This window comes from Massilia sp. (assembly GCF_032106685.1).
GTDB lineage: Bacteria > Pseudomonadota > Gammaproteobacteria > Burkholderiales > Burkholderiaceae_D > Telluria.
Genome location: NZ_DAMCPG010000030.1, coordinates 1 through 23,772 on the forward strand (window position 1 = coordinate 1; position 23,772 = coordinate 23,772).

The window sequence follows — 23,772 nt, forward strand, 5'->3', positions numbered from 1 at the left end:
GCGCGACGAGACGCTGGCCGAGAGCAGCGCTCCCTCCGCCCAGTAGTGCTCGTAGGAGAGGTCGAAGCCCAGCGCCAGTTCCGGCTGCAGGTCCGGGTTGCCCTGGTAGTCCGGGTCGGTCGAGCGGTTGTCGACCGAGGTCTGGCGGCGCGGGATCAGGCTCGATACGCTCGGCGCCTTGTAGGTGCGGGTGACCGCGAAGCGCAGCTGGTCGCCCTTGGTCTCCGGGATCTTCCACAGGGTCTGCAGCACCGGGCTCCAGACGCTCGAGCGCGAGCGGCCGGTCTCGAAGGTATTGCCCGACGTGCGGGTGCGGATGCCCTCCCAGCGCGCGCCGAGATAGACCGACAGGCGCGGGCTGATGCTCCACTCGTCCTGCGCATACAGCGCCAGACGCGCGACCTGGGCCTCGAACTGTTCGCCATCCGGCAGGCCTGGGAACACCAGGCGCCCGGCCTCGGTCTCGACGCGTTCGTCTTCGCGCGTGTTGTAGCCGCCGTCCCAGCCCACGCCCAGCGCGTGCCCCTCGAAAATCGTTTTCGAGAATTTGCCGGTGCTGGTCACGCCGCGGTCCTCGCTGTTCGACGCGACGACGTTGTCGAGCGGCCGTGCCGCGCCGGCCGGCGTGACGCGGCGCTGCTCGGTGTCGCTCTCGCCGCGCTGCACGCCCAGCTTGGTGTCGAGCTTGGCGCCGTCGGCCATCTTGTGCACCCAGTTCAGCTCGGTGCGGAAGTAGCTGTTCTTCGATTCGTTGGCCAGGTCCAGGTTCGGATACGGCGCCGGCGCGCCGATGGCGGTGCTCGCGACTTCGTCCGTGCGCGTCCTGAACTTGCCGGCGTTGAGGAAGGTCTGGGAGGTGAGCGTGTCGCCGTTCTCCAGGTTCCAGTTCAGGCGCGGCGCCAGGTTGGCGAAGGTGAAGGAGCCGTGCTCGACGCCGGTCGTGCTGCGCGCCTGGGTCTGCACGCCGCCGTCGGCAAACGCGTCCTCGGTGACGGTGGCGCTGCGGTCGAAGCTTTCGTGGGCGGCCGCGCCGGAAATCGAATACGACATCTTGCCCAGCTTGTCGGACAGCTGCAGGTTCAGGTTCGGCCCACGCGTGCCGCTGCTGGTGCGGCGCACGCCGACCTTCACTTCGCGCTGGCCGCTCCGGATCGCCTTCTTGAGCACGATGTTGATGGTGCCGGCCACCGACTGGGTCGAGAACTCGGCGCTGGCCGCGCGCAGCACCTCGATGCGCTCGATCACGTCGGGCGCCAGCGATTCGATCGAGAAGCCGGCCGGCGCGCGTTCGCCGTTGATCAGGATCTGGGTGTAGCCGGCGCCCAGGCCGCGCATGCGGATCTCGCCGCCGCGGCCGTTGCTGCTGTTGACCGTGATGCCCGGCACGCGCTTGAGCACGTCGGTCACGCTGGTGTCGCCGTACTTCACGATCTCTTCCTGGCTGACCACGATCTTGGTCGCCGTGTCGTCGCGGCGCGGGTCGTAGGCGTCGGCGCTGCCCTTGACCTCGACCTTCTGCATCTTCTGCTCGGGCGCGGGTTGGGCCTGTTCAGCCTTGCTGGTGCGTGGTTGCGGGGTTTCCTGGGCGTGCAGCGGAAAGGTGGATGCCAGTGCCGCGGCCAGCAGCGTCAGGCGGATCGGGGAAAATGCGGCGTGCATATCGAACAGACAATGAAAGAAGCGCGTATTGTCGTCCAGTTTCCCTCATTTGAGTTGCCTGGGAGAATATTTTTTTGATATGCATGCCGCCAGGGGAACGGCCGGACGCCCGGCAAGAGGCCGATGCGCTACACTGGGCGGGCACGGCCGCTGCATAAAACAATGATATGCACCGGCTCGTCCCTTATTTATAATTCGCAATCCTTATTGTCTGGGGCCTCGAACCGTGTCCGACCGCTTTAAAGTACTGCCACAATACGTCCTGCCGAAGCAGGCGCTGACCTCGTTTGCCGGACGCGTCGCCGGCGCCAGGGGCGGCGCAATGACGACCCGCCTGATCCGCTGGTTCGTCGGCAAGTACGGCGTCGACATGGCCGAGGCCGCGAATCCCGACATCGCCAGCTACGCCAGCTTCAACGAATTCTTCACCCGGCCCTTGCGCGACGGCGTGCGTCCGCTGGCCAATGCCGACTTCGTCTGCCCGGTCGACGGCGCGATCAGCCAGTTCGGCGCGATCGACGACCACCGCATCCTGCAGGCCAAGGGCCACAAATTCACCACCGCCGAACTGGTCGGCGGCGACGCGCAGCTGGCCTCGCACTTCCAGCACGGCAGCTTCGCGAATCTCTACCTGAGCCCGAAAGACTACCACCGCATCCACATGCCCTGCGACGGTCGCCTGACGCGCATGATCTACGTCCCCGGCGCGCTGTTCTCGGTGAACCCGACCACGGCGCGCGGCGTGCCCGGCCTGTTCGCGCGCAACGAGCGCGTGGTCTGCGTGTTCGAGTCCGAGGAGTTCGGCACCTTCGTCATGGTGCTGGTGGGCGCGACCATCGTCGGCAGCATGGCCACCGCCTGGCACGGCGTGGTCAACCCGCCGCGCATGGCGCGCATCTGCGACTGGACCTACGACACCCAGCCGGTGGTGCTGAAGAAAGGCGAAGAGATGGGCCGCTTCCTGCTCGGCTCGACGGTCGTGATGCTGTTCAAGGAAAACACCATCGACTTCAATGGCGACTGGGCGCCGGAGCGTTCGGTGCGCCTGGGCGAGATGATGGGGAACCGGCCGGCCCGGCAGGCCTGAAGCGTTTCGCACCGAGGGGCCGCCGCGCGCGGCCCCTGCGTTTTCAGGCAGTCGCGGCGGCTTGCGCGGCGCCGCTCTGCATGGCCCCGGAAAACAGCACGTGCTTGCCGACCGCGCTCGGGACCAGGGTCAGCAGCGCCTGGGCCACGCGGTCCGCCTCGATCGGCCGCAGGTTCATCGGAATCAGGGGGCGCAGGCTGGCGCCGATCCGCGACGCGATCCCTTCGCCGAAACGGGCCGGTTGACCGAGCGCTGCGCGGTCGCCGAGCAGGAGCGAGGGCCGGGCGATCACCAGCGCCGACCATGCCAGCCTGGACAGCGCATGCTCGAGCTCCCCTTTCACACGGTTGTAGAAGACGCGCGAGCCCGCGTCCGCGCCCATGGCGCTGACCAGGCCGATGCGGCGCGCGCCCGCTTCGAAGGCGGCGTTCGCCACCGCCAAGTTGGCGTCCAGGTCGACGGCGCGGAAAGCGGCGCGGCTGCCGGCCTGGCGGATCGTGGTGCCGAGCGCCAGATACACCTCGTCCGCCTGCGGCAAGGCCGCCAGCTTCGCAAAATCGACGACATGCGCATGCAGCTTCGGATGCGCGCGCATCGGCGCGCGGCGGCCGACGACGTGCACCGCGCCGACGCTGTCGTCGGCCAGCAGCCGGTCGAGGATGTGTCCGCCCACCAGCCCGGTGGCGCCGGCGAGGATGACCCTGCGGCCAGGGGTGGGCGGGATGGAGGAAGCAGTGGTAGGCATGGGCGCCATTCTAGCAAGCCGCCGGTCAGCGCCGCGCTACCCGATCGCTTGCGCCGGATGCGGCGCTCCTTGTCCGGCTCAACGGGGACGGTAGATCGCGCACAGCTTGTTGCCGTCCGGATCGCGCACATAGGCAAGGTAGAGCGCGCCCATATTGCCTTCGCGTAGGCCCGGCGGGTTCTCGATCGAGGTGCCGCCGTTCGCCAGGGCCGTATCGTGGAACTGGTGGACCTGCTCGGGCGAGTGGCACTTGAAGCCGATGGTGGCGCCGTTGCCGGGCGCGGCCGCTGCGCCGTCGATCGGCTCGGTGATGGCAAAGTTGCTGCCGTCGTGACGGTAGAAATAGCGGACGTGGCCGGACGGCGCCAGGTTGCGCACCGGCTCCCCTGCCCCGAGCGTGCCCAGCACCGCATCGTAGAAGCGCTTCGAGCGCTCGATATCGCTCGAACCGAGCATGACGTGATTCAGCATCGTGGTTGTCTCCCTTGTGTGCCGGCCCAGTGCCGGCCTGGAGACGCAGTATAGATGAACTGGCGGCGCGCGTTTCAGGCCAGCGCCAGCGCCTCGAGCGCGGGAATCACTTCGCGCAGGCTGGCCGCTTCGACGCTCGGGATGGCGAGCGAGGTGTTCTCGATGCCGGCCGGGTTGAACCAGCAGCTGTCGATGCCGAAGCGGTTGGCGCCGAGGATGTCGGCATCGAGGCGGTCGCCGACGATCACGGTCTGTTCGCGCCGGAAGGCGCGCGCCATGCCGGCGGCGTAGTCGAAGAAGCGCGTGTCCGGCTTGGCGTGGCCGCAGGCTTCCGAGGTCGCGACGAACGAGATGAATTCGTCCAGCCCGGAGCTGGCGATGCGCCGCTTCTGGATGTGGTCTACGCCGTTGGTGATGATGCCCAGTTCGCCGATCGCGGCCAGGCTCGCGCACAGTTCGCGCGCGCCGTCGACCAGCACCACGGTCTGCGGCAGCGACTCGAGATACAGGCTGCTTGCGGCCTGCGGGTCGAGATCGAGCGCGCCATAGGCGAAGGTCTGGCGGAAGCGCTCGACCTTCAGGAAATCCTTGGTCACGGTGCCGGCTTCGAAGCTGCGCCAGAGCGCCACGTTGATCGCCTGGTAGTGGCGGAACAAAGCGTCGATGTCGCCTTGCAGGCCGAGCGCGCGCAGGGTGCGTTCGAAGGAGAGGTGTTCGGACGCGCGGAAGTCGAGCAGCGTGTCGTCCAGGTCGAAGAGGAAGAGCGTGTGTTTCAAATGCGGGCTGCGGATGGTTCGGTCTGGAGCGCATCATAGCATGCCCGGCAATGGCGTCCGGGCGCCCCACGGCCCGAAGGAAGCCGCAGCCATCGGGACTTGCTTCGGATCGCGCATCGATGCGCCCATTTGCTCCCGTGCCCGCTCTCCTCCACAATCGCGGTATCAGAAACCACCATGAGGTCCGCCATGCTCGTCAATGCCGATTTCTCGCGCCGCGCCGTCGTCGCGCCCGACCAGTACGAATGGGTCGCTTCGCCGGAAAGCGGCGTCGAGCGCGTCATGCTGGACCGGATCGGGGCCGAGAAAGCGCGCGCCACCAGCATCGTGCGCTATGCCCCCGGCTCGCGCTTTCCCCGCCACGCGCATCCGGCCGGCGAGGAAATCCTGGTCCTGTCCGGGGTCTTCTCGGACGAGGATGGCGATTATCCGGAAGGCTGGTACCTGCGCAATCCGCCCGGCTCGGCCCACGCGCCCTCCAGCCTGGGCGGCGCCACCATCTTCGTCAAGCTGCGCCAGATGGCTCCCAGCGAACGCAGCCGCGTGCGCATCGATACCCGTGCGCCCTCCTACTGGCGGCAGGAGGGCGCACGCGCGGTCTGCCCGCTGTTTTCCGCGGACGGCGAACAGGTCTCGCTGCAGCGCGTCGATGCGGGCGCAGCGATCCTTGCCGGGCCGGTGGAAGGCGCCGAACTGCTGGTGCTGGCCGGCGAGGTCGCCGCGGGTGCGGAGCGGTACGCGGCCGGCGCCTGGATCCGGCTACCGGCCGGCGCCTATCCGGACTACCGCGCCGGCGCGCAGGGCGCCAGCGTCTACCTGCGCATCGGTCCTCCGGCGGCGCTGCCGGACCGGGAGCAGCAACGCCCTCCGGCCTAGCGCCCTTCCTCCCGCCCCGCTTCGCTGCAGAACATCTCTTCCATCATGTCGAGGAAGGCCCGGGTCTTGGCCGGCATCAGGCGCCGGCCCGGGAACACCGCCCAGCCGGTGGCGGTCGGCATGTCCCACTCCGGCAGCACCCGCACCAGTTCCCCCTTGCGCAGCAGCGGCGCCGCGAACAGTTCGGAGCTGGCCGCGATGCCGGCGCCGCTGCAGGCGATGCGGGCCAGCAGGTCGGGCGAGTTCGCGGTCAGGCGCGCCGGCAGCGCGCGCTCCCAGCGCACCTTGCCGCGCGTGAGGACCCAGGGCACGGCGCCGCCGCTGCGGCTGAGCAGGCACAGCAGGTCGTGTCCGAGCAGGTCGTCCGGGTGCTCCGGCAGGCCGCGCACGGCCGTGTAGCAAGGCGAGGCGTAGAGGCCGAAGCGCTGCAGCGTGACGCGGCGCGCGTTCAGCGACGCGTCATCGGGCAGGTCGCCCATGCGGATCGCGATGTCGAAGTTCTCGGCCACCAGGTCGACCCGACGCGGCGACAAATCCAGCTCGACGTTCACCGCCGGGTAGCGCTCCAGGAAGCGCCCGATCATCGCGCTCATGCCGAGGTTGGCGAAGTCGGCCGGCAGCGAGATGCGCAGGCGCCCGCTGGGCGCGGCCTGGCGGTGCTGGGCCAGGGCGCCGGCCGCTTCGGCTTCCTCGGCCACCTTGCGCGCGTGCTCGAGCAGGCTGGCGCCGAATTCGGTCAGCACCAGCTTGCGCGTCGTGCGCTGGAGCAGGCGCTCGCCCAGGCGCGCCTCCAAGAGCGAAATACGGCGCGAGACGGTCGACTTCGGCAAGTTCACGCGCAGAGCGGCCTTGCTGAAGCTGCCGGCGTCCACGATGCGCGCGAACAGCAACAGGTCATTCGGTTCGACTTCCATACGATTGTTCCACTGGCTGAATAATGTTATCCATTCTAGCGGCTTCTGGTTTGATTTTGGAATTGCTAAAGTACGTTCCATCGAAACACCACCCGTCTAACGAAAAAGAGGAAGACACCATGAACATCCTGCAGATCACCTCCAGCCTGCGCGGCGCCCAATCCGAATCGACCCGCGTCGCCAACAGCATCGTCGCCAAGCTGGTCGCCGCCAACCCGGGCGCGGTCGTGACCACCCGCGACCTGGCGCGCGATCCGCACCCGCAGCTGGACGAAGCCGCCCTGGGCGCCCTGTTCACCCCGGCCGAGCAGCGCACTGCCGAGCAGGCCGCCCGCGTGGCCCTGGACGACGCCCTGATCGCCCAGGTGCAGGCTGCCGACGTGGTCGTGATCGGCGCGCCGATGTACAACTTCGGCATCCCGGTGCAACTGAAGAGCTGGTTCGACGCCATCGCCCGTGCCGGCGTGACCTTCCGCTACACCGAGAACGGCCCGGAAGGCCTCTTGAAGAACAAGAAGGTGTTCGTGGCCACTTCGCGCGGCGGCGTCTACCCGGTCGAGGCCGATCCGCAGGTGCCTTTCGTGCGCATGCTGCTGAACTTCCTGGGCATGCTTGACCACACCTTCGTGTACTCGGCCGCCCAATCGATGGGCCCGGACGCCGCGGCCAAGGGCCAGGCCGAGGCCGACGCCGCAGTCGACGCGGCACTGGCTTAAAAGACGTAACAGCCGCCGCGGCGGCGCAGAACAGGAGAAGACGATGACCCAGGTAGTGAACACCCAATCCGTGACGAAGCCGCGTGGCGTCGAGCGCGTGATCGCCGGACAGTACGTGATGGACGGCGCCGGCGTGAAGATCAACCGCGTCCTCACCGGAGCCCTGCAGCGCCGCCTCGACCCCTTCCTGATGCTCGACGCGTTCGGCAGCGACAAGGCCGGCGACTACATCGCCGGCTTCCCGGAGCACCCGCACCGCGGCTTCGAGACCGTCACCTACATGCTGAGCGGCCGCATGCGCCACCGCGACAGCGCCGGCAACGAGGGCCTGGTCACGGACGGCGGCGTGCAGTGGATGACGGCCGGACGCGGCGTGATCCACTCCGAGATGCCCGAGCAGAACGAAGGCCTGATGGAAGGCTTCCAGCTGTGGCTCAACCTGCCCGCCCAGGACAAGATGAGCGCGCCCTGGTACCGCGACATCCCGAACGAGGAAGTGCCGCGCTTCACGCTCGACTCGGGCGCCACCGTGCAGGTCATCGCCGGCAGCAGCCACGGCGTGGCCGGCGCCGTCCAGCGCGACGGCACCGAGCCGCTCTACCTCGACATCGAGCTGCCCGAAGGCGCGACCTTCGAGCAGCCGCTGCCGGCCGGGCACAACGCCTTCATCTACGTCTTCCGCGGCGAGGCGGTGGTGGCCGGCCGCGGCGTTCCGCAGACGCGCATGGCGATCTTCGACAACGCGGAAGGATCGGACGGCGTTGTGGTCAAGGCGGCCCAGTCGACCCGCCTGCTGCTGATCGCGGGCCGCCCTTTGAGGGAGCCGATCGCGCAATACGGGCCCTTCGTGATGAATACGCAGGCCGAGCTGCACCAGGCCGTCGAGGACTTCCGTTCGGGGCGCTTCGCTTAGCGCGCCGAAGAACGCTCCCATGGCGCTCAACCTGATGGGCTGAAACGCGGCCGGCGAGTCGATGGATTCCCCGGCCGCGCTTGCGTTACACTTGCGTCATGTGCACTGTCCGCCCTTCCCTGCCATGCCCCTGATGCCCATCGTGCTCGACCTGCTTTCGAAAGCGAGCCACGCGCTGGGCTTCGAGACCATCGACCGCTTCCCCGCCGGCCACGCCTACGCGCGCACGCGCTGGGACCGGGCCTATTTCGACATCGCCTCCGACCTCAAGCCCGACGCCATCGAGCGCTCGCTGTGCGCGTCGATCGCCAACACGCCGTCGGTGTTCGCCCACATCGTGAACCCGACCCCGGCCATGCAGCGCACCCTGCTCGGCGTGATCGATACCCGCCTGCGCCGCTCCTGCAGCGCGCCGACCGACCTGGTGGCCCTGCTGGTCGAGGCCTACCGCAGCCCGCACACGCTGGAAGCGCGGCCCGGCCTGCGCGCCGCCATCGAGGCGACGAACGGCATGGACATGCGCGAGCGCGTGCACGCGACCCTGGCTTTCCTGGGCGCGATGCCGGCCGCCTTCGACGTCATCGAGGCGCGCGACTGAACATCGGCCGCGCCTGGTTGCTCGGCACGTAGCGCTCGCGCAGGCGCATGAAGGGCGTCTCGACCAGCCGGTACAGGAGCCACCCTGCCAACACCGACAGCGCCAGCAGAGAGACGATCGCCACTGTCGTCTGCGGCCCGTAGCCGAGCGTGCTGAGGACCTGGGCGCCGAGCGCGCTCACGCCGCGGTGGCTCAGGTAGATCGCGTACGACCACAGGGCCAGGCCGGCGGCGCCGGGAATGCGCAGTTCGCGCAGCCCGGAGTTGTCCGACAGCGCGGCCAGGATCAGCAGGCCGAAGCCCAGGCCCAGCAGCGGATAGCCGAACACCGTCGGCGCGAAGCCGTAGCGGTCGTCGAGGAAGCGCCAGAACGCCAAGGCGGTCACGGCCAGGCCGGCGAGCAGCCACAGCTTGCCGTGGCGCGTCAGCGCGGCCCAGGCCTGCGGATGGCGGTTCTTCAGCAGCGCGAGGGCGACGCCGGCCACCAGCTCGTCGAGGCGGCATAAGCTCGAGTAATAAATGAGCTTGTAATAGAAGTAAATCCCATACTTGTGCGCGTCGACGTGGGCGCTCCACAGCCAGGCGCGCAGCAGCATGCCGCCGATGACCACGCCGCCGATGACGATCCAGGCCATCGAAATGCGCAGGCGCAGCGCCGCCCCCAGCATGGCCAAGGCCGGCAGCAGCAGGTAGAACTGCTCCTCGATGGCCAGCGACCAGCTGTGCGAAAAACCGGTGCCCGGCTCCAGGCCGATGTTCTGGGTGAAGCTCAGGTAGCGCCACAGCGGCAGCAGGGGCGCGTCCTCGCCGAAGGCCGGCCACAGGAAATAGATCGCCAGCACCACCCAGAAATTCGGCAGCGTGCGCAGCAGGCGGCGGGCATAGAAATGCTTCAGCGACAGTCCCTCTTTCGACGCCAGCGCGGCGAAGATCTGGTTGCCGATCAGGTAACCCGACAGCGCGAAGAACAGGTCGACCCCGGCCCAGCCGATGCGCCCGACCCAGCCGAAGGTGTCGTCGTCGTTCGAGACGAACAGCGTGTAGTGGTGCAGCACCACCAGGGTGACGGCCAGGGCGCGCAGGGTGTCGAGACCGTGCACGCGCGTACTGCGCGAAGATGTCATTGCGTGGACAGGTTGCCAGGGTTGCAAGGGTTGCGAATGATGCCACGGGACACGCACGCGGGCCAGGGATTCCCGATAAAATGTAGCCACCGATATTTCCTTGGATCACCACCGCATGAGCTCCGCCCGCAATTTCCAGTTCAAATCCGTCAACTATACCGGCCTCGGCCAGGGTCCGCGCGTCATCATCATGGGTGCGACGCACGGCAACGAAGTCTGCGGCACCGAGGCGATCAAGCGGGTGATGGCGGAACTCGACAGCGGCGCGCTGCGTATTGCGGCCGGCAGCGTCACCTTCGTCCCGGTGGTCAATCCCCTCGCCTACGCCAAGAACGAGCGCAACGGCGACCGCAACCTGAACCGCAACCTGTTCCCGAAAGACGAACCGCAGGACTTCGAAGACCAGGTCGCCAACTGGCTGTGCCCGCTGCTGGCCCAGCACGACGTGCTGCTCGACCTGCACTCCTTCAACGCCGCCCACGGCGAGCCCTTCGTGATGGTGGGCCCGGTCGACAACGACGGCGAACTGGAACCATTCAAGCATGCCGAGAAGGAACGCGCGCTGGCGCGCCGCCTGGGCGTGCGCCGCTTCGTGACCGGCTGGATGGCGGCCTACGGCGGCGGCGTCCAGCGCCGCATGCGCGGTAGCGCGGCGGAACTGGAAACCGTGCTGCGCTACGGCGTCGGCACCACCGAGTACATGCGCACCACGGGCGGCTACGCGCTGACCCTGGAATGCGGCCAGCACCTCGACCCGAAAGCGCCGGAAGTGGCCTACCGCGCCATCGTGAACACCCTGGCCCACCTGAAGCTGATCGAAGCGCCGGACCCGGAACCGGTTCCCTTCGACGAGATGGAAGCGCTGCACATGGTCGCGGTCTACGACAAGCTCGACGCCGCCGACGGGTTCAGCCGCGCCTGGGCCAGCTTCGACCCGGTGATCGAAGGCGAGCAGATCGGAACGCGCGCCGACGGGACCCCGGTGGTGGCCGAGTTCGGCGGCCGCATCCTGTTCCCGGACGCAAAGGCCGGCGCGAACTCGGAGTGGTACTACCTGACCCGACCGAATCCGGCGTTCGGCCGCGGCTAAGCCGTCCTCCTCCCGCTCGAAGGCGGCGCCGGCCCGCGCCTTCGAGCGCCCGACCAGCCTTTCGGAGTCCAACGAATCCATGCGCCCACCTCGCCCCTTCCCGCCTTCGATGGAACGCCGTCACCTCCTGTTCGCGCTTGCCGCCTTGCCGTTTGCCGCAGCCGCGGCGCCGACGACGAACGCCGGTTTCGCCGCGCTCGAAGCCGGGCTGGACGGCGAGCTCGGCGTGGCCGCCATCGACACCGCCACCGGACGCACGTTCGGCCATCGCCAGGACCAGCGCTTCCCGATGTGCAGCACGTTCAAGGCCGTGCTGGCGGCCGCGGTGCTGGCGCGCGCGGCCATGGAGCCCGGCTTGCTCGACCGGCGCCTGTCCCTGCCGAAGTCGGTGTTTGTCGACTGGTCGCCGATCACCGGCAAGCACATCGACGGCGACATGAGCGTGGCGCAACTGTGCGCCGCGACCCTGCAATACAGCGACAACACCGCCGGCAACGTGCTGCTGCGCGAGGTGGGCGGCCCGGCCGGGCTGACGCGTTATGCGCGCGCACTCGGCGACCAGGACTTCCGGCTGGACCGCTGGGAAACCGAGCTGAACACGGCAATCCCTGGCGACGAACGCGATACCACGACGCCGATGGCGATGGCGCGCACGCTGCGCAAACTGCTGTTGCTGGACGGCTTGCCGGCGGCGGCGCGCAACACCCTGCGCGACTGGATGCTCGGGAACACGACGGGCGCCGCGCGCATCCGCGCCGGCGTGCCGGCCGGCTGGCAGGTCGCCGACAAGACCGGCACCGGCAGCTATGGCAGCGCCAGCGATATCGCGGTGGTCTACCCACCGGGCAAGGCACCGATCGTGCTGGCCATCTACACCCGGCAGTCGGAAAAAAACGCCGACGCGCGCAACGATATGATTGTCCAGGCGACAAACATCGCCATCGCCGCCTGCGTGTCGTAAGCGCGCCCTCCAGCGCCGTCCGGCCAGTGCGGCTAGAATCTGGTCAGGCATGCAAGCCAACCCGAATCCAAGGAGAAATCGATGACCGACCAGCAGAAGCACGGCGTATACGAACCACCGAAAGTCTGGACCCCGACCGTTTCCGGCGGCAACTTCGCCAACATCAACCGCCCGGTCGCCGGCGCGACCCACGAGCAGGAGCTGCCGGTCGGCAAACATCCGCTGCAGCTGTATTCGCTCGCCACGCCGAACGGCGTGAAGGTCACCATCCTGCTCGAGGAGCTGCTGGCCTTGGGCCACAGTGGCGCCGAGTACGACGCCTGGCTGATCAAGATCAACGAGGGCGCCCAGTTCTCCAGCGGTTTCGTGGCCGCCAACCCGAACTCGAAGATCCCGGCCCTGGTCGACCGCAGCGGCGACAAACCCCTGCGCGTGTTCGAGTCGGGCTCGATCCTGCTGTACCTGGCCGAGAAGTTCGGCGCCTTCCTGCCAAAAAATATCGCGGCGCGCACCGAGACGATGAACTGGCTGTTCTGGCAGATGGGCTCGGCGCCCTTCTTGGGCGGCGGCTTCGGCCACTTCTATGCCTACGCGCCGGAAAAATACGAATACCCGATCAACCGCTACGCGATGGAAACCAAGCGCCAGCTCGACGTGCTCGACCGCCAGCTGGCCGAGCACCGCTACGTGGCCGGCGACGAGTACACCATCGCCGACATGGCGATCTGGCCCTGGTACGGCCAGCTGGTGCTGGGCCATCTCTACAATGCCGGCGAATTCCTGTCGGTGCACGAGTACAAGCACGTGCGCCGCTGGGCCGACGAGATCGCCGCGCGTCCGGCTGTGATCCGCGGCCGCAAGGTCAACCGCGTGTTCGGCAACCCGGAAGACCAGGTGCCGGAGCGCCACGACGCGTCCGACCTGGGCTGATCCGTCCCGCCCGCTGCGGCGGGTGTCGGAGCGTCTGACAAAGACGCTCGACATGCCGCCAACGGATGCGCGGGCAGGCAAGCGCAAGGAAGGCCTGCTCGCCTTTCGCATTCGATGCGCGGTCCGCGAAAGCGGTGGCGCCAGCCCGATGTGTGCTTGCAGCCTGCGCTCGCTCCTCGCTGCGAGGCGTTGGGCCATGATATGGACTGCGACAAGCGACTACAGACTCCAGGCGGCACCCAGGCTAGAAGGCTCCACTCGATGGAAACTGGCTGGGCTTCTTGCAGTGAGCCATCGCCTCAGCCATGTTCAGGCGCGCGTGCGGCGGCGGACGGCGCCGATGGCGGTCATGCCGGCCGCGAGCAGTGCCAGCGACACCGGTTCCGGAACGTCGGCGGGCGCATCGGGGAGGACAAAGTGCATCTCCGCGATCTGGCCCACATACTCGAATGCGCCGGGCAAGCGCGAGTAGCTGCACGAGCCGCCATTCTGCCGGCTGCATTCGGCCAGGCTCGTGTAGCGCTCGAAGCGGAAGAAAGTGGAAGTTGAACTGTTGAGCTTTGGCAGTTCGCCGAAATCGTGAACGTCGTTGAAGAGGGGCGTTCCCGTTGCCGAGATATACAGGTAGACAGCGCTGTAGGCGCGTTCCAGCCGCTCTCCGTCTGCGCTCGTCACGAAGCGGCCCGTGTCATTTACCAGGAAATAGTCCGCTCCCGTCGAGTCAAAGTAGGAGGACTGGTTGCGAACCACTCCGGACTGCGTGCCGCCGCCCGTGGCGTCGGGGATGAGACTGTACGCCCCGAACTCGCCGGAGAAGCTGGCCTGGAGGATCACGGGCGAACCGAGAACAGGCGCGTAGTTTGTGCATGTGCCATCGCGAAAGGCGCTGCAACCGCTATAAGTGTGCACTTCATCGCGGACGCTGCCGACATTGTTTTCGTACCGGTGGGGCTGCCCGGCAACATCGAAGGTCAGGGTTCCCGCGAAGGGTTTGCCGGCGTAATCGCCGTTGACGGTATCGCCTGGATGGGGCATATAGGGCAAGACGAGCGTACCGGAAAAACCGATCGTGACCGGTGCGGCCATTGCCTGGCTACCAGCGAGGGAAAGAGCTGCCGCAGCCAGCGCGAAACGGAGATGCATGTGTGCTCCAAATGTTAGTGATGTCATTACGCAAACATTATGACATTTCAACAATATTTGAGCTAGTAAATATTGCGCCGCCGTCACGCGCCGCGCCTGCGCGAATGATCGCTGGGCCGGCAGCCAGTGTCGCCTGCATATCAATGCACCTATCCATTGCCATCAAAACAACAGAAGGGTATGCCCAGGCGCTCTGATCGACCTGTCCGCACTTCCAGGAAGCCCTCAATCGACCTGCCCCAGCGCATAGCGCCCACGCCCCTCCTTCTTCGCGTTGTAGAGCGCCGCATCCGCCGCGGCGCCCAGGCACTCGGCCTCGACTTCGGCGCTGCCGCTGTAGGCCACGCCAATGCTGGCCGAGACCATCCGCTCGCCCTGTTCAAGGACCATCGGCCGCTCGAAGGCGTGCAGGATCTTGGCCGCCACCAGGGCCGCCTCGCCGGCCGATTTCACCCCTTCCAGGATCACCGTGAACTCGTCGCCCGCCAGGCGGCAGACCGTATCGGTGGCGCGCACCGCCCCCTTCACGCGCTGCGCGAATTCGTGCAGCACGGCGTCGCCGGCGGCGTGGCCCAGGGTGTCGTTGACCTGCTTGAAATGGTCGACGTCGAGGTACATCAGGGCGATCGACAGGCCGCTGCGGCGGGCGCGGCGCAGCGCTTCCTTGAGCCGCTCGCCGTAGCTGCGCCGGTTCGGCAGGCCGGTCAGCAGGTCGATGCGCGCCAGCCGGTTCAGTTCCTCCTCGTGGCGCTTGGCCGCCGACACGTCGGCGCTCAGGACATACACGCCGCGGCAGGCGCCGTCCTGGACGTCGGGAATCGCGGTGACCTCGACCGTCCGCGGGCCGTCCGGTCCCGACATGCGCGTCTCGAAGCGCACCGCTTCGCCGTGCAGGCCGCGGCGCAGGAAGTCGGCGTCGCGCGCGTACAGTTCCTCGCCGAAGGCTTCGCGCACGGTCTTGCCGACGATGTCCGCCACCGGCACGCCGTACCACTTCTCGTAGGTCGCGTTCACGAAGCGGTAGCGCTCCTCGGCGTCGATGTAGGCGATCAGCACCGGCAGGTTGTCGGTGATCGTGCGCAGCGTGCGTTCGCTCGCTTCCAGCCGGCGCGCCGATTCGCGCAGCTCCGTTACGTCCTTCAGGGCGATCACCGCGCCGATGTTGGTGCCGTCAAGCGCGTGCAGGGCGCGCCCGCTGGCGAACACCGTGCGCGGCGCACCGCCATGCAAGCGCTTGACGACGACCTCGGCGTTTTCCACCAGCTCCCCCGCCAGCGCCCGGTTCAGGGGCGTCTGCGGACCCGGGATCGGGGTCTCGCCGTCGGCCGCCAGCAGCTGGTAATGGCGGTCGCGTTCGCCGAGCTCGACGGCGCCCGGCGGCAGCCCGTTGATCTCGCGCGCCGCGCGGTTGCACAGGGTGACGTTGCCCTCGCGCGAACAGATGATGACGCCGACGTCGATCGATTCGAGCACCGCGTTCAGCAGTTCGCGCTCGCGCGCCAGCTCGTCCTCGATGCGCTTGCGTTCCGAGATGTCCTGCATGAAGGTGCCGAAGAAGTGGGTCGCGCCCTCGTTCACCAGGCCGATCGTCATCTCGACCGGGAATTCCTCGCCGTTCCTGCGCTGCGCCGCCAGTTGCAGGCGCCTGCCGACCACGCCGCCGCTGCCGGCGATCGAGAAGCGCTCGATGCCGCGGTCGTAGGCGTCGCGGTAGCGCTGCGGGATGATCAGGCTCGACACGCTGCGGCCCAGCGCCTCGTCGCGGGTCCAGCCGAAGATCTCCTCGGCGCGCGGATTCCAGTCGATGACCTTGCCGGCCGCGTCGACGCCGACGAAGGCGTCGAGGGCGGTGTCGATGATGGCCCGGGTGCGGCGCTTGCCGGCGCGGCTGGTGGCCACCGCCGCCTCCAGTGCGAGCGTACGCTCCTGCACGCGCGACTCGAGCGTCGCGTTCAGTTCGCGCAGGCCCTGTTCGTTCCCGCGCAGTTTCGCCAGCAGGGCGTTCAGGGCTTTCTGCAGGATCTGCACTTCCGCCAGCCGGCTGCCCACCGGCGGAATGTCGCGCAGCGCGCCTTCGCGCAGCTGGTCGGCGTAGGCGGTGATGGTCTGCAGCGGGCGGGTGATGCTGCGCGCCAGCGCCCACACGGCCAGCCCGCCCAGCAGCGAAGCGGCCAGGCCGCCCCAGAGCAGCTTGTCCTCGAGGACCGAGATCGGACGGTAGGCTTCCTCCAGCGGCTGGCGCACCACGACCACCCAGCCCAGCCCCGGATAGGGGCCGTAGGCCCGGCTCGGGCTGTAGCCCACCAGGTAGCGCCGGCCGTCGGGCCAGGTCTCGATCATCGAACCGGTGCCGCCCTGCCGGGCCAGGCGCACGCTTTCCTGGTCCAGCACCTTGCCGAGAAAGGCCTTCGGCCCCAACAGGACCGCGCCGGCGCGGTCCGTGATCAGGGTGTCGACGGCCTTGCGATCGGCCAGCGGGCGCAGGACCGAGCGTTCGACGTCGGCCGCCCACTGCCAGCTCAGGTGGGCGCCGAGCACCCCCGCGATCGCGCCGTCCTTGTCGCGGAAGGGAAAGGCGATGTCGACGAAGCGCCAGGGTTCGCCGCCCGGGTTCGGCAGCAGTTTCGCCAGCAGCACCGCCTCGTGGACGTCGTGCAGGTGCTCGCCCTTGTGCGCGGCTGCGAACCAGGGGCGCCCGGAGACCTTGGCGTCTTCCAGCAAGCCCCTGGTGGCCACCTTCACCCGCCCTTCCCTGTCGGTCAGGCCGATCCAGGCGTAATACGGATAGGTCGCCTGCATGCTGTCGAGCACGGCGCGCTTGGCGGCAGCGGGCACGGCGCTGTCGGTGATCTCGTGGCGCTCGGCCATCAGCATCACTTCGCGGTAGCGTTCGTACATGCCGCGGTCGAGCTTGTCGGTGGTCTGGAACGCCAGTTCGGCCAGGCTGCGCCCGGCGTCAAGCTCCGCCTGCTCACTGGCCGTATGGCCGACCAGCTGCAGCGTCACCAAGGTCAGCAGCAGCACGGCGGCGGCCATGGCGATGCCCAGCGACGGCGCCAGCGCGATATGATCGGAACGACGCAGGTTGAAACGGAGCTGTAAAGACATGGAGTGAAGACCGATCGACGTTGCAACCCAGAATCGTAACACGCAGTCGACCTCCGCGAACTCCCTGCAGTAACGAGGCAGGCACCGATCTATTCGGACGGCGCGGATCGGCCATCGAAACAAGCGGCCGCAAGACGCGCAGCGCCGCCATAGCGCCTGGTGCGGCGAGGATGTGCAACGCAGCAGGACGTTCGTTATCCAGGCCAAGACCGCCGTCACGAATGCATCGGTGCGTCCCTAGGTTTCGACCGGCGTCGCGGCGCGCGGTGCGGCCGCGGGCTTGACGGCGGTGCGATGCACCGCGGCGCAGGAGACCACGCCGCCCACCAGCAGGACCAGGGCCGCGCTCTCGGCGGACGTGGGCCAGCGCCCTTCCCACAGGAAGCCGTAGAGCGCCGCGAAGATGGTCTCGAACACGATCATCTGCCCCATCAGGCTGAGCGGCAGGGCGCGGCTCGCGTAGTTCCACAGGCCGTTGCCGATGACCGAGCAGAACACGGCGACCGCCGCGACCAGGCCGCCGAAGGCCAGCCAGTCGGCCGCCGCGTGCGTCCGCTCGGCGAACAGGAAGGCCGGCAGCGCCAGCAGCAGCGCCTGCGCGCCGGTCATCACGCCGGTCAGCAGGCTCCATTCGTGGGCGGAGACCGCGTCCAGCCGCGCCAGGGTGCGGCTGTTCGCCACCGCATACACGGTCCAGGAAGCGAGCGCACCGAGCGCGCAGGCCAGGCCGGCGAGCGAGCCCTGGCCCGGTGCGCGCAGGGATTCCCAGCTGATGCACAGCAGGCCGGCCAGGCCGAGCAGGAGCGAGGGCAGCAGCCGGCGCAGGGGCACCGCGCCCCGGTCGCGGCGGCCGGCCAGGGTGACGGCCAGCGGCAGCAGGCCGATCACCAGCGAGGCCATCGCCACCCCGCCGGCGCGCACCGCGCTGGCCAGGAACAGGTAGTAGACGATGTTGCCGCACAGGGCGAGCCAGAACAGCGTGCGCCATTCGCGCCGTCCGAGCCGCGGCGCCACGCGCCGCCAGGACGGCGCGAGCAGGAGCGCCGCCACCAGGCCGTAGACCAGGTAACGTCCGGCCGAGAGCTGCATCGCGTCGAAGCCGGAGGCCAGTTCCGGGGCGAGGAAGACCAGCCCCCACAATGCGCCGGCGAGGATGCCCGCGCCGATGCCGAGCCAGGTTTGTTTCACGAGCATGTCCAGTCTCCAGAAAACCTGGAGTCTGAACGGCGCGCCGCGAAAAATCTTGGCCGCTTCTACGGCGTTTTTGGCAAATCCTCCACCCCTGCCATCCTGGCGCCGGCCTGCGCCAGGATGGCCTGCGGCGCGTCGGTCTCGACCGGCTTGACCAGGCAGTGGTCGAAGCCCGCCGCCAGCGCGGCGTCGCGCTCGCCGTGCTAACCATAACCGGCGGACGCCACCAGCGTGGCGCCGGCGGTGGCGGGATCGGCGCGCAGGCGCTGCGCCAGCTCCTTGCCGTCCATGTCGGGCAGGCCGATGTCGAGCAGGCAGAGCGCGGGCGCCGCCGCGCGTGCCCGCGCCGGCGCCGCCCGCGTATCGCCGTCGGCATCGAATATCGGGCTGCTGCAGGCGCTCCGGAAACGCTCCGGAAGCGTTCCGGAAGCGCTCCGGAAGCGCTCCCCAAAGCGCACCTGACCATCGGGCAGCGTGAGCGGGCGCTTGTCGCCAGATCAAGCGTGCGCTGTCAGCCGTGCGGCTTTTCCCGGCTGCGGCGGCGGTAGGCGGCCGGCGTCGTCTCCAGGTGCCGGCGCATGGCGCGGGTCAGGGCGCTCTGGTCGGCAAACCCGGCCGCCAGCGCCACCTCGGCGACGGGCAGTTCGCTCGCCGCCAGCTGCCGGCAAGCCAGCGCGATGCGTTTTTCCAGCAGCCAGGCGTGCGGGCTGGTGTCCAGTTCGATGCGGAACAGCTCGTGCAGGCGGCTTGCGCCCAGGCCCGCGCGGCGCGCCATCGTCTCCACGTTCCAGGCCAGGCCGGGCTGGGCCTCGACCTCGGCCAGCAAGGCGGCCAGGCGCGAACGCGGCTGCGGCGCGTCCAGCGCCAGGGTGTCGAGCAGCAGCGGCACCCAGCCCGCGAGCAGGGGGCGCACCGGCTGGAGGCCGGCGACGATGCCCATGTATTCGACCAGCTTGCGGGCGGCGGCCCCGATCGGCGTGAAGGGACGCTCGCGCAGCCGTTCGAAGGCGGCGTGCGTCATCGCCGCGGCATCGATATCGACGATCAGCGAGCGGTTGGCGACCCGGCTGTATTGCGAATGCCAGGCGCCGGGCACGACCAGGGCGCCATGCAGGGCGTCGAGCCGCCCTTCCCGGCCCGCGATCTCGAGCCGCACCTCGCCCTCCAGCGGCAGCACCAGCTGGGCGAAGGGGTGGCGATCCGTCGCCGGCTGTGCCGGGTAGCTGCGGATCGCCAGGTCGAGGGATGGGGTCTCGAAGGTGGACACGGTTTGGAAGCATGCGGTTCGGATTCCGAGTCTAGCATGCCCTCCCGGCCGTCGCCTCAGGCCAGGTCACGCATCCCGGTGCGGCTGGCCAGCAGCGCCGGGTCCCAGCCCTGGCCGAGCAGGATCATGCGGGTGAACAGCGCCTCGCGCAGGCCGGGATCGACCTCGCGGCCCAGGCAGCGCAGCGACTTGTCGCGCAGGTCGACGTAGAGCAGCGGATGGCGCTGGGCCAGCGCGCGCCACAGCGCATGCGCCCCGCTCGACTGGCGCGCGCCGCTGAGCAGGCAGCGCCCGCTGTCCAGCCACCAGCGGTAGACCGCGGTCGCGATGCCGCGCCGCTGGTAGGCGCTCCGGTACTTCGAGTGCGGCGCGCGCAGGTGGCGCGCGGCGCTGCGGCCGGCCTCGGGCACGTGGTTGAACACCGTGTAGCCGGCCAGGATGCCGGTCACGGCGTCCTCGACGTAGACGTAGTGCTCGCCGCCGGCCTCGCGGTGGCGGAACACGAACCCGGGCAGCGCGATCCCCAGCAGCGGCAAGCCGTGCAGGGCGTCGCCGCGCAGGCCGATGCGCCGCTGCAGTTCGTCGAGCTCGCGTTCGAGGTCTTCCGCCGGGCGTTCGACGTCGATGCGCAGCTCGGACGGCTCGCCGCGCGCCGGGCCGGCGAACAGGCGTGCCAGGCCCTGCGGGAACCATGCCTGGAGCCACGCCTGGAGCCACGCCCTCGGCGCGGGCGCGGCATGCGCCAGGCCCGTCACGCCCCGGCCCACCAGCCGCTGAGCAGGCGCGCGGGACGCAGGCGCGCATGCACGCGCCCGCTCGACTCCCAGGCCTCGGCATGCACCTGCAGCCCGGCGTACACGCCGTAGCCGGCGCCGGCCTCGATCTCGTCGCCGGCCTGCAGGCTTTCGCCGGCCTTGATCGCGCCGAGGGCGACGATCGCCTCGCCGGCCTTGATGCCCCAGCCGGCTTCCATGTGGCTGGCGCAGTCGATGCCGGCGCCGGCCTCGATGCCGTGGCCGGTGCGGATGCGGCCGTGGGCGCGGATCGCGCCGCCGGCGCGCAGCCCCTTGCCGCAGTCGATGGCGGCGCCGGCGTCGATGCCGCCGCCGGCGATGCAGTTGGCGCCGACCGCCAGGTCGCGTTCGCAGGCGACGTCCCAGCCGGCGCGCAGTTCGCCGGCCACGCGGATGCCTTCCTGGGCCTGCACGCCCCAGCGCGCGTGCAGGCCGGCGCCGGCCTCGATCGCGCCGCCGCTGACGACCGCGCCTTCGCAGTGCAGCTCGCCGCCGCAGGCGATGACGCTGCCGGCGCGCATGCCGCCGCCGCAGCGGATGCCGCCGCCGGTACGCAGCACCGAGCCGATGTTGATGCTGCCTCGCACCTCGAGCGTGCCGGCGAAGACCAGGGCATCGGCCTCGAGCGAGTCGAGCGCCAGCACGGCGTCGGTCGGTCCGAACTGGGCCAGCAGCCAGCAGGCGTCGTCGACCCTGCCGTCGGCCACCAGCGCGTCGAGCAGTTGCTGGTAGCCGGCGCCGTCCTGGTGGTGGCGCAGGAACCAGCGGAAGCCGTCCGCGCAGGGACGCTTCGCCTTCACGAAAGTCTTGGTGAGTTCCATTTCTTGATCAAGCATCAAGCGACAAGGGCCGCGGCGGCGCTGCCGGCGGCCAGGACCAGGCCGATCACGGTCATCAGCGCGCTGTCGCGCCGGTTGTCCTGCCTGTGCTCGCGCCAGGCGGTCCAGAACAGGCAGGCGCCGATGATCGCCAGCGCCAACACGAGTTCTTCCATTCCTTTTTCCTCCATCATCCAGGGCAAGGGCAAAGGCCGCGACGGCCGCGTCAGCCCAGCAGGAGAGTATCGGCCATCGGGGGTCGCTTGCCTATTCGCCCAAGCCCCTAAGGGTTTCCCTTATGCCGGCGGCCGGGGAATTCCGTATACTCCCGCCTTTGCCCTCCTCGCGCGGCGCCGGCGCCGCCTTCACCATGAACGACTCCCGTGCAGTCCGCGCGGCCGGACGCGGCCTCGCCTTCGTCCTGGCCTACGTGGCCTTCGACATCCTCAGCGGCCCGGAAGCGCGGCTGCAGGTGATCGCCCCGGTCTGGCATCCGGCCGCCGGGCTGGCCCTGTACGCGCTGCTGCGCCACGGCCGCCACGCGGTGCTGCCGCTGGTCGCGGCGGCCCTGGTCGCCGCCGCGATCACGCCGGCCCTGCCCGCGCGTCCCGGCTTTTCGCTGCTGGTGGGGCTGATGCCGCTGCCGGTGCTGGTGGCGGCGGGCTGGCTGACGCGCCGCCTGCTGCCGGGCAGCGCCTTCTTCGCCACCCACCGCGGCCTGCTGTCCTGGGCCGGCATCGTCACCCTGGCCAGCATCGCCGGCGCGGCGCTGTACGCGGGCATGCTGCTCGGCCCCGGCACGCTGGCCGGCGAGGCCTGGATCGAGGCGGTGCTGCGCTACGCGGTGGCCGAGACCGCGGGCATGCTGGTGGTGGTGCCGGCCGCCTGGTGCCTGCTCGATCCGGCCCTGCGCGCCGAGGCGCTGCAGCGGGTGCGCTCGCCCGAGACGGCCGCCTACGCCGCCCTGATCGCGCTGGTGCTGTCGATCGCGCTGCAGGGGCCGGCCCTGGATTCCTTCGCCTACCACCTGTTGATCCTGCCGCTGGCCTGGGCCGCCGCGCGCCAGGGGATGGCCGGCGCGATGACTGCCGCCATCGTGCTGGAGGCCGGGGTCACCGTCGCCGCCCTGCGCCCGCTGGCCTACGCCGCGCACATGCCCGACGTGCAGATGCTGGTGCTGACGCTGACCCTGTCCGGCTTCCTGATCGGCATCGCGGTGGACCTGGCGCGCCGCGCCAGCGACGAGCTGCGCCAGTCGCTGCGCCTGGCGGCCGCCGGCGAGATGGCGGCGGCCCTGGCGCACGAACTGAACCAGCCGCTGACCGCGCTCTCGGTCTACGGCAGCGCCTGCCAACGCCTGGCCGGGCGCGACGGCGGCGACCCGCTGCTGCAAAAGACGATCGGGGCGATGGTGGTCGAGTCGCAGCGCGCCTCCGACGTGCTCAAGCGCCTGCGCGAATTCTTCCGCACCGGCAGCGTGCGCCTGGAGCCGCTGTCGCTGCCGGCCCTGGTCCAGGGCAGCGTCGATTCGCTGGCGGCGCAGGCGCGCGAGGCCGGGGTCGGGATCGCGGTCGGCGCGCTGCCGCCGGCGGCCCTGCTGGGCGACGGCGTGCAGCTCGAGATCGTGCTGCGCAACCTGCTGTCCAACGCGATCCAGGCGCTGGCCGGCATGCCGGAAGGCGCCGAGCGGCGCGTCGCGGTCGATGCCGGCCAGGACGGCGGCACGGTCTGGATCAGGATCGCCGACAATGGTCCCGGCATCCCGGCGTCGATCCGGCCGCGCCTGTTCGAGCCCTTCGTGTCGCTCAAGTCGAGCGGCCTGGGACTCGGGCTGGCGATCAGCCGCGCGATCGTCGAGGCCCACGGCGGCACCCTGGCCGCCGAGGCCGGCCGCCATGCGGTATTGAAGATCGTGCTGCCGGCATCCACGCCGGACGAAGAGAAAGAGGAAACCGATGAACCCTGACGACACCGTCTTCATCGTCGACGACGATGCCGCCGTGCGCGACGCGCTCGGCCTGCTACTCAGCCTGCACGGCTACCGCACCGCCTTCTACGCCGACGCCGCCGCCTTCCTCGGCGCCTGGCACCCCGGCATGCGCGGCTGCGTGCTGATCGACATCCGGATGCCCGGCATGGACGGCCTGCGCCTGCAGAAGGCGCTGCGCGAACGCGGTTCGCTGCTGCCGGTCCTGATCATCACCGGCCACGGCGACGTCGAGTCGGCGCGCGAGGCGTTTCGCGCCGACGCCGTCGACTTCCTGGAAAAGCCGCTGCAGGAGGCGGCGCTGGTGCGCGCGATCGAGGAAGCCTGCGCGCGCCAGGCCGGCGGCGCGGGCGAGGACGCGGCGCGCGCCGACTGGCTGCGCCGCCACGCCAGCCTGACCCCGCGCGAACGCGAGGTCATGCTGCAGGTGGTGGCCGGGCGCCACAACCGCGAGCTGGCGCAGGCGCTGGGCATCAGCGTGCGCACGGTCGAGGTGCACAAGGCGCGCATGATGGACAAGCTGGGCGCCCCGACCGTGGCCGACCTGGTGCGGCGCCACCTCCAGTACGGCGACGGACCTGGCGACACCGGCTGATGCCGCTCCC

24 protein-coding genes are annotated in these 23,772 nt (G+C 69.5%); 10 read left to right on the forward strand and 14 right to left on the reverse strand.

Annotated elements, in window-relative coordinates:
- On the reverse strand, window positions 1–1,659 hold a 1,659-nt coding region (locus RT688_RS16030; RefSeq protein ID WP_313705850.1), incomplete at its 3' end, for a TonB-dependent receptor domain-containing protein.
- A gap of 226 nt (window positions 1,660–1,885) precedes the next feature.
- Here RT688_RS16030 and asd point away from each other — a divergent pair.
- Window positions 1,886–2,746: an archaetidylserine decarboxylase gene (gene asd / locus RT688_RS16035; protein WP_313705851.1), complete on the forward strand. Its 861-nt coding sequence runs from the start codon at window positions 1,886–1,888 to the stop codon at window positions 2,744–2,746.
- 43 nt (window positions 2,747–2,789) lie between these two features.
- Here asd and RT688_RS16040 read toward each other — a convergent pair whose 3' ends face one another.
- From RT688_RS16040 to RT688_RS16050, 3 genes are all read right to left on the reverse strand, one after another.
- Window positions 2,790–3,491: an NAD(P)H-binding protein gene (locus RT688_RS16040; protein ID WP_313705852.1), complete on the reverse strand. Its 702-nt coding sequence runs from the start codon at window positions 3,489–3,491 to the stop codon at window positions 2,790–2,792.
- Window positions 3,492–3,569: 78 nt separating this feature from the next.
- Complete coding sequence (locus tag RT688_RS16045; RefSeq protein ID WP_313705853.1) at window positions 3,570–3,962, reverse strand: VOC family protein; 393 nt, start codon at window positions 3,960–3,962, stop codon at window positions 3,570–3,572.
- A 74-nt stretch (window positions 3,963–4,036) separates the two neighbouring features.
- Window positions 4,037–4,738, reverse strand: coding sequence for a YjjG family noncanonical pyrimidine nucleotidase (locus RT688_RS16050; protein WP_313705854.1), 702 nt, complete (start codon window positions 4,736–4,738; stop codon window positions 4,037–4,039).
- Window positions 4,739–4,927: 189 nt separating this feature from the next.
- Here RT688_RS16050 and RT688_RS16055 point away from each other — a divergent pair, with 189 nt between their 5' ends.
- Entirely contained in the window at window positions 4,928–5,614 is a 687-nt protein-coding gene (locus tag RT688_RS16055; protein ID WP_313705909.1) for a cupin domain-containing protein, read from the forward strand.
- On the opposite strand, the gene RT688_RS16060 is transcribed toward RT688_RS16055, so the two are convergent.
- Window positions 5,611–6,528 (reverse strand): LysR family transcriptional regulator, encoded by a 918-nt coding sequence (locus RT688_RS16060; RefSeq protein WP_313705855.1) that lies wholly within the window; start codon window positions 6,526–6,528, stop codon window positions 5,611–5,613. The two genes, RT688_RS16055 and RT688_RS16060, sit on opposite strands and share 4 nt — an antisense overlap.
- 119 nt (window positions 6,529–6,647) lie before the next feature.
- Between RT688_RS16060 and RT688_RS16065 the strand changes: the two genes are divergently transcribed.
- The 3 genes from RT688_RS16065 to RT688_RS16075 all read left to right on the forward strand — a co-directional run bounded on the left by RT688_RS16065 (window position 6,648) and on the right by RT688_RS16075 (window position 8,755).
- Window positions 6,648–7,244 carry an FMN-dependent NADH-azoreductase gene (locus tag RT688_RS16065; protein ID WP_313705856.1) on the forward strand — a complete coding sequence of 199 codons (597 nt, stop codon included), beginning with the start codon at window positions 6,648–6,650 and terminating at the stop codon, window positions 7,242–7,244.
- A gap of 43 nt (window positions 7,245–7,287) precedes the next feature.
- The gene (locus RT688_RS16070; RefSeq protein WP_313705857.1) at window positions 7,288–8,157 is read left to right on the forward strand and encodes a pirin family protein; all 870 of its coding nucleotides are present in this window, start codon (window positions 7,288–7,290) and stop codon (window positions 8,155–8,157) included.
- A 124-nt stretch (window positions 8,158–8,281) separates the two neighbouring features.
- Window positions 8,282–8,755 (forward strand): hypothetical protein, encoded by a 474-nt coding sequence (locus RT688_RS16075; RefSeq protein ID WP_313705858.1) that lies wholly within the window; start codon window positions 8,282–8,284, stop codon window positions 8,753–8,755.
- Here RT688_RS16075 and RT688_RS16080 read toward each other — a convergent pair.
- Window positions 8,736–9,878 carry an acyltransferase gene (locus RT688_RS16080; protein ID WP_313705859.1) on the reverse strand — a complete coding sequence of 381 codons (1,143 nt, stop codon included), beginning with the start codon at window positions 9,876–9,878 and terminating at the stop codon, window positions 8,736–8,738. The two genes, RT688_RS16075 and RT688_RS16080, sit on opposite strands and share 20 nt — an antisense overlap.
- A gap of 115 nt (window positions 9,879–9,993) precedes the next feature.
- On the opposite strand from RT688_RS16080, the gene RT688_RS16085 reads away from it, so the two are divergent.
- The 3 genes from RT688_RS16085 (at window position 9,994) to yghU (ending at window position 12,859) form a co-directional block, all read left to right on the forward strand.
- Window positions 9,994–10,968 (forward strand): succinylglutamate desuccinylase/aspartoacylase family protein, encoded by a 975-nt coding sequence (locus RT688_RS16085; RefSeq protein ID WP_313705860.1) that lies wholly within the window; start codon window positions 9,994–9,996, stop codon window positions 10,966–10,968.
- Between the two features lie 109 nt (window positions 10,969–11,077).
- Complete coding sequence (bla, locus tag RT688_RS16090) at window positions 11,078–11,929, forward strand: class A beta-lactamase (protein ID WP_409521928.1); 852 nt, start codon at window positions 11,078–11,080, stop codon at window positions 11,927–11,929.
- Between the two features lie 81 nt (window positions 11,930–12,010).
- Entirely contained in the window at window positions 12,011–12,859 is an 849-nt protein-coding gene (gene yghU / locus RT688_RS16095) for a glutathione-dependent disulfide-bond oxidoreductase (RefSeq protein WP_313705862.1), read from the forward strand.
- A gap of 309 nt (window positions 12,860–13,168) precedes the next feature.
- Here the strand turns inward: yghU and RT688_RS16100 are convergent, their stop codons facing one another.
- From RT688_RS16100 to RT688_RS16135, 8 genes are all read right to left on the reverse strand, one after another.
- Window positions 13,169–14,002, reverse strand: a complete 834-nt coding sequence (locus RT688_RS16100) for a PEP-CTERM sorting domain-containing protein (RefSeq protein ID WP_313705863.1) — start codon at window positions 14,000–14,002, stop codon at window positions 13,169–13,171.
- 225 nt (window positions 14,003–14,227) lie between these two features.
- Complete coding sequence (locus RT688_RS16105) at window positions 14,228–17,110, reverse strand: PAS domain S-box protein (protein WP_313705864.1); 2,883 nt, start codon at window positions 17,108–17,110, stop codon at window positions 14,228–14,230.
- A 237-nt stretch (window positions 17,111–17,347) separates the two neighbouring features.
- Window positions 17,348–18,304 (reverse strand): DMT family transporter, encoded by a 957-nt coding sequence (locus RT688_RS16110; RefSeq protein WP_313705865.1) that lies wholly within the window; start codon window positions 18,302–18,304, stop codon window positions 17,348–17,350.
- A 200-nt stretch (window positions 18,305–18,504) separates the two neighbouring features.
- Window positions 18,505–18,759: a hypothetical protein gene (locus RT688_RS16115; RefSeq protein WP_313705866.1), complete on the reverse strand. Its 255-nt coding sequence runs from the start codon at window positions 18,757–18,759 to the stop codon at window positions 18,505–18,507.
- Window positions 18,760–18,812: 53 nt separating this feature from the next.
- A complete protein-coding gene (locus RT688_RS16120; RefSeq protein WP_313705867.1) occupies window positions 18,813–19,568 on the reverse strand; it encodes an AraC family transcriptional regulator in 756 nt (251 codons plus the stop codon).
- Window positions 19,569–19,624: 56 nt separating this feature from the next.
- Window positions 19,625–20,245 carry an N-acetyltransferase gene (locus tag RT688_RS16125; protein ID WP_313705910.1) on the reverse strand — a complete coding sequence of 207 codons (621 nt, stop codon included), beginning with the start codon at window positions 20,243–20,245 and terminating at the stop codon, window positions 19,625–19,627.
- Window positions 20,246–20,319: 74 nt separating this feature from the next.
- Window positions 20,320–21,183, reverse strand: coding sequence for a hypothetical protein (locus RT688_RS16130; protein WP_313705868.1), 864 nt, complete (start codon window positions 21,181–21,183; stop codon window positions 20,320–20,322).
- A gap of 14 nt (window positions 21,184–21,197) precedes the next feature.
- A complete protein-coding gene (locus RT688_RS16135) occupies window positions 21,198–21,356 on the reverse strand; it encodes a hypothetical protein (protein ID WP_313705869.1) in 159 nt (52 codons plus the stop codon).
- A 194-nt stretch (window positions 21,357–21,550) separates the two neighbouring features.
- Here RT688_RS16135 and RT688_RS16140 point away from each other — a divergent pair, with 194 nt between their 5' ends.
- Window positions 21,551–23,146, forward strand: coding sequence for an ATP-binding protein (locus RT688_RS16140; RefSeq protein WP_313705870.1), 1,596 nt, complete (start codon window positions 21,551–21,553; stop codon window positions 23,144–23,146).
- Window positions 23,136–23,762: a response regulator gene (locus RT688_RS16145; protein ID WP_313705871.1), complete on the forward strand. Its 627-nt coding sequence runs from the start codon at window positions 23,136–23,138 to the stop codon at window positions 23,760–23,762. Before RT688_RS16140 ends, RT688_RS16145 begins: the two co-directional genes overlap by 11 nt.
- Window positions 23,763–23,772 lie beyond the last annotated feature (10 nt).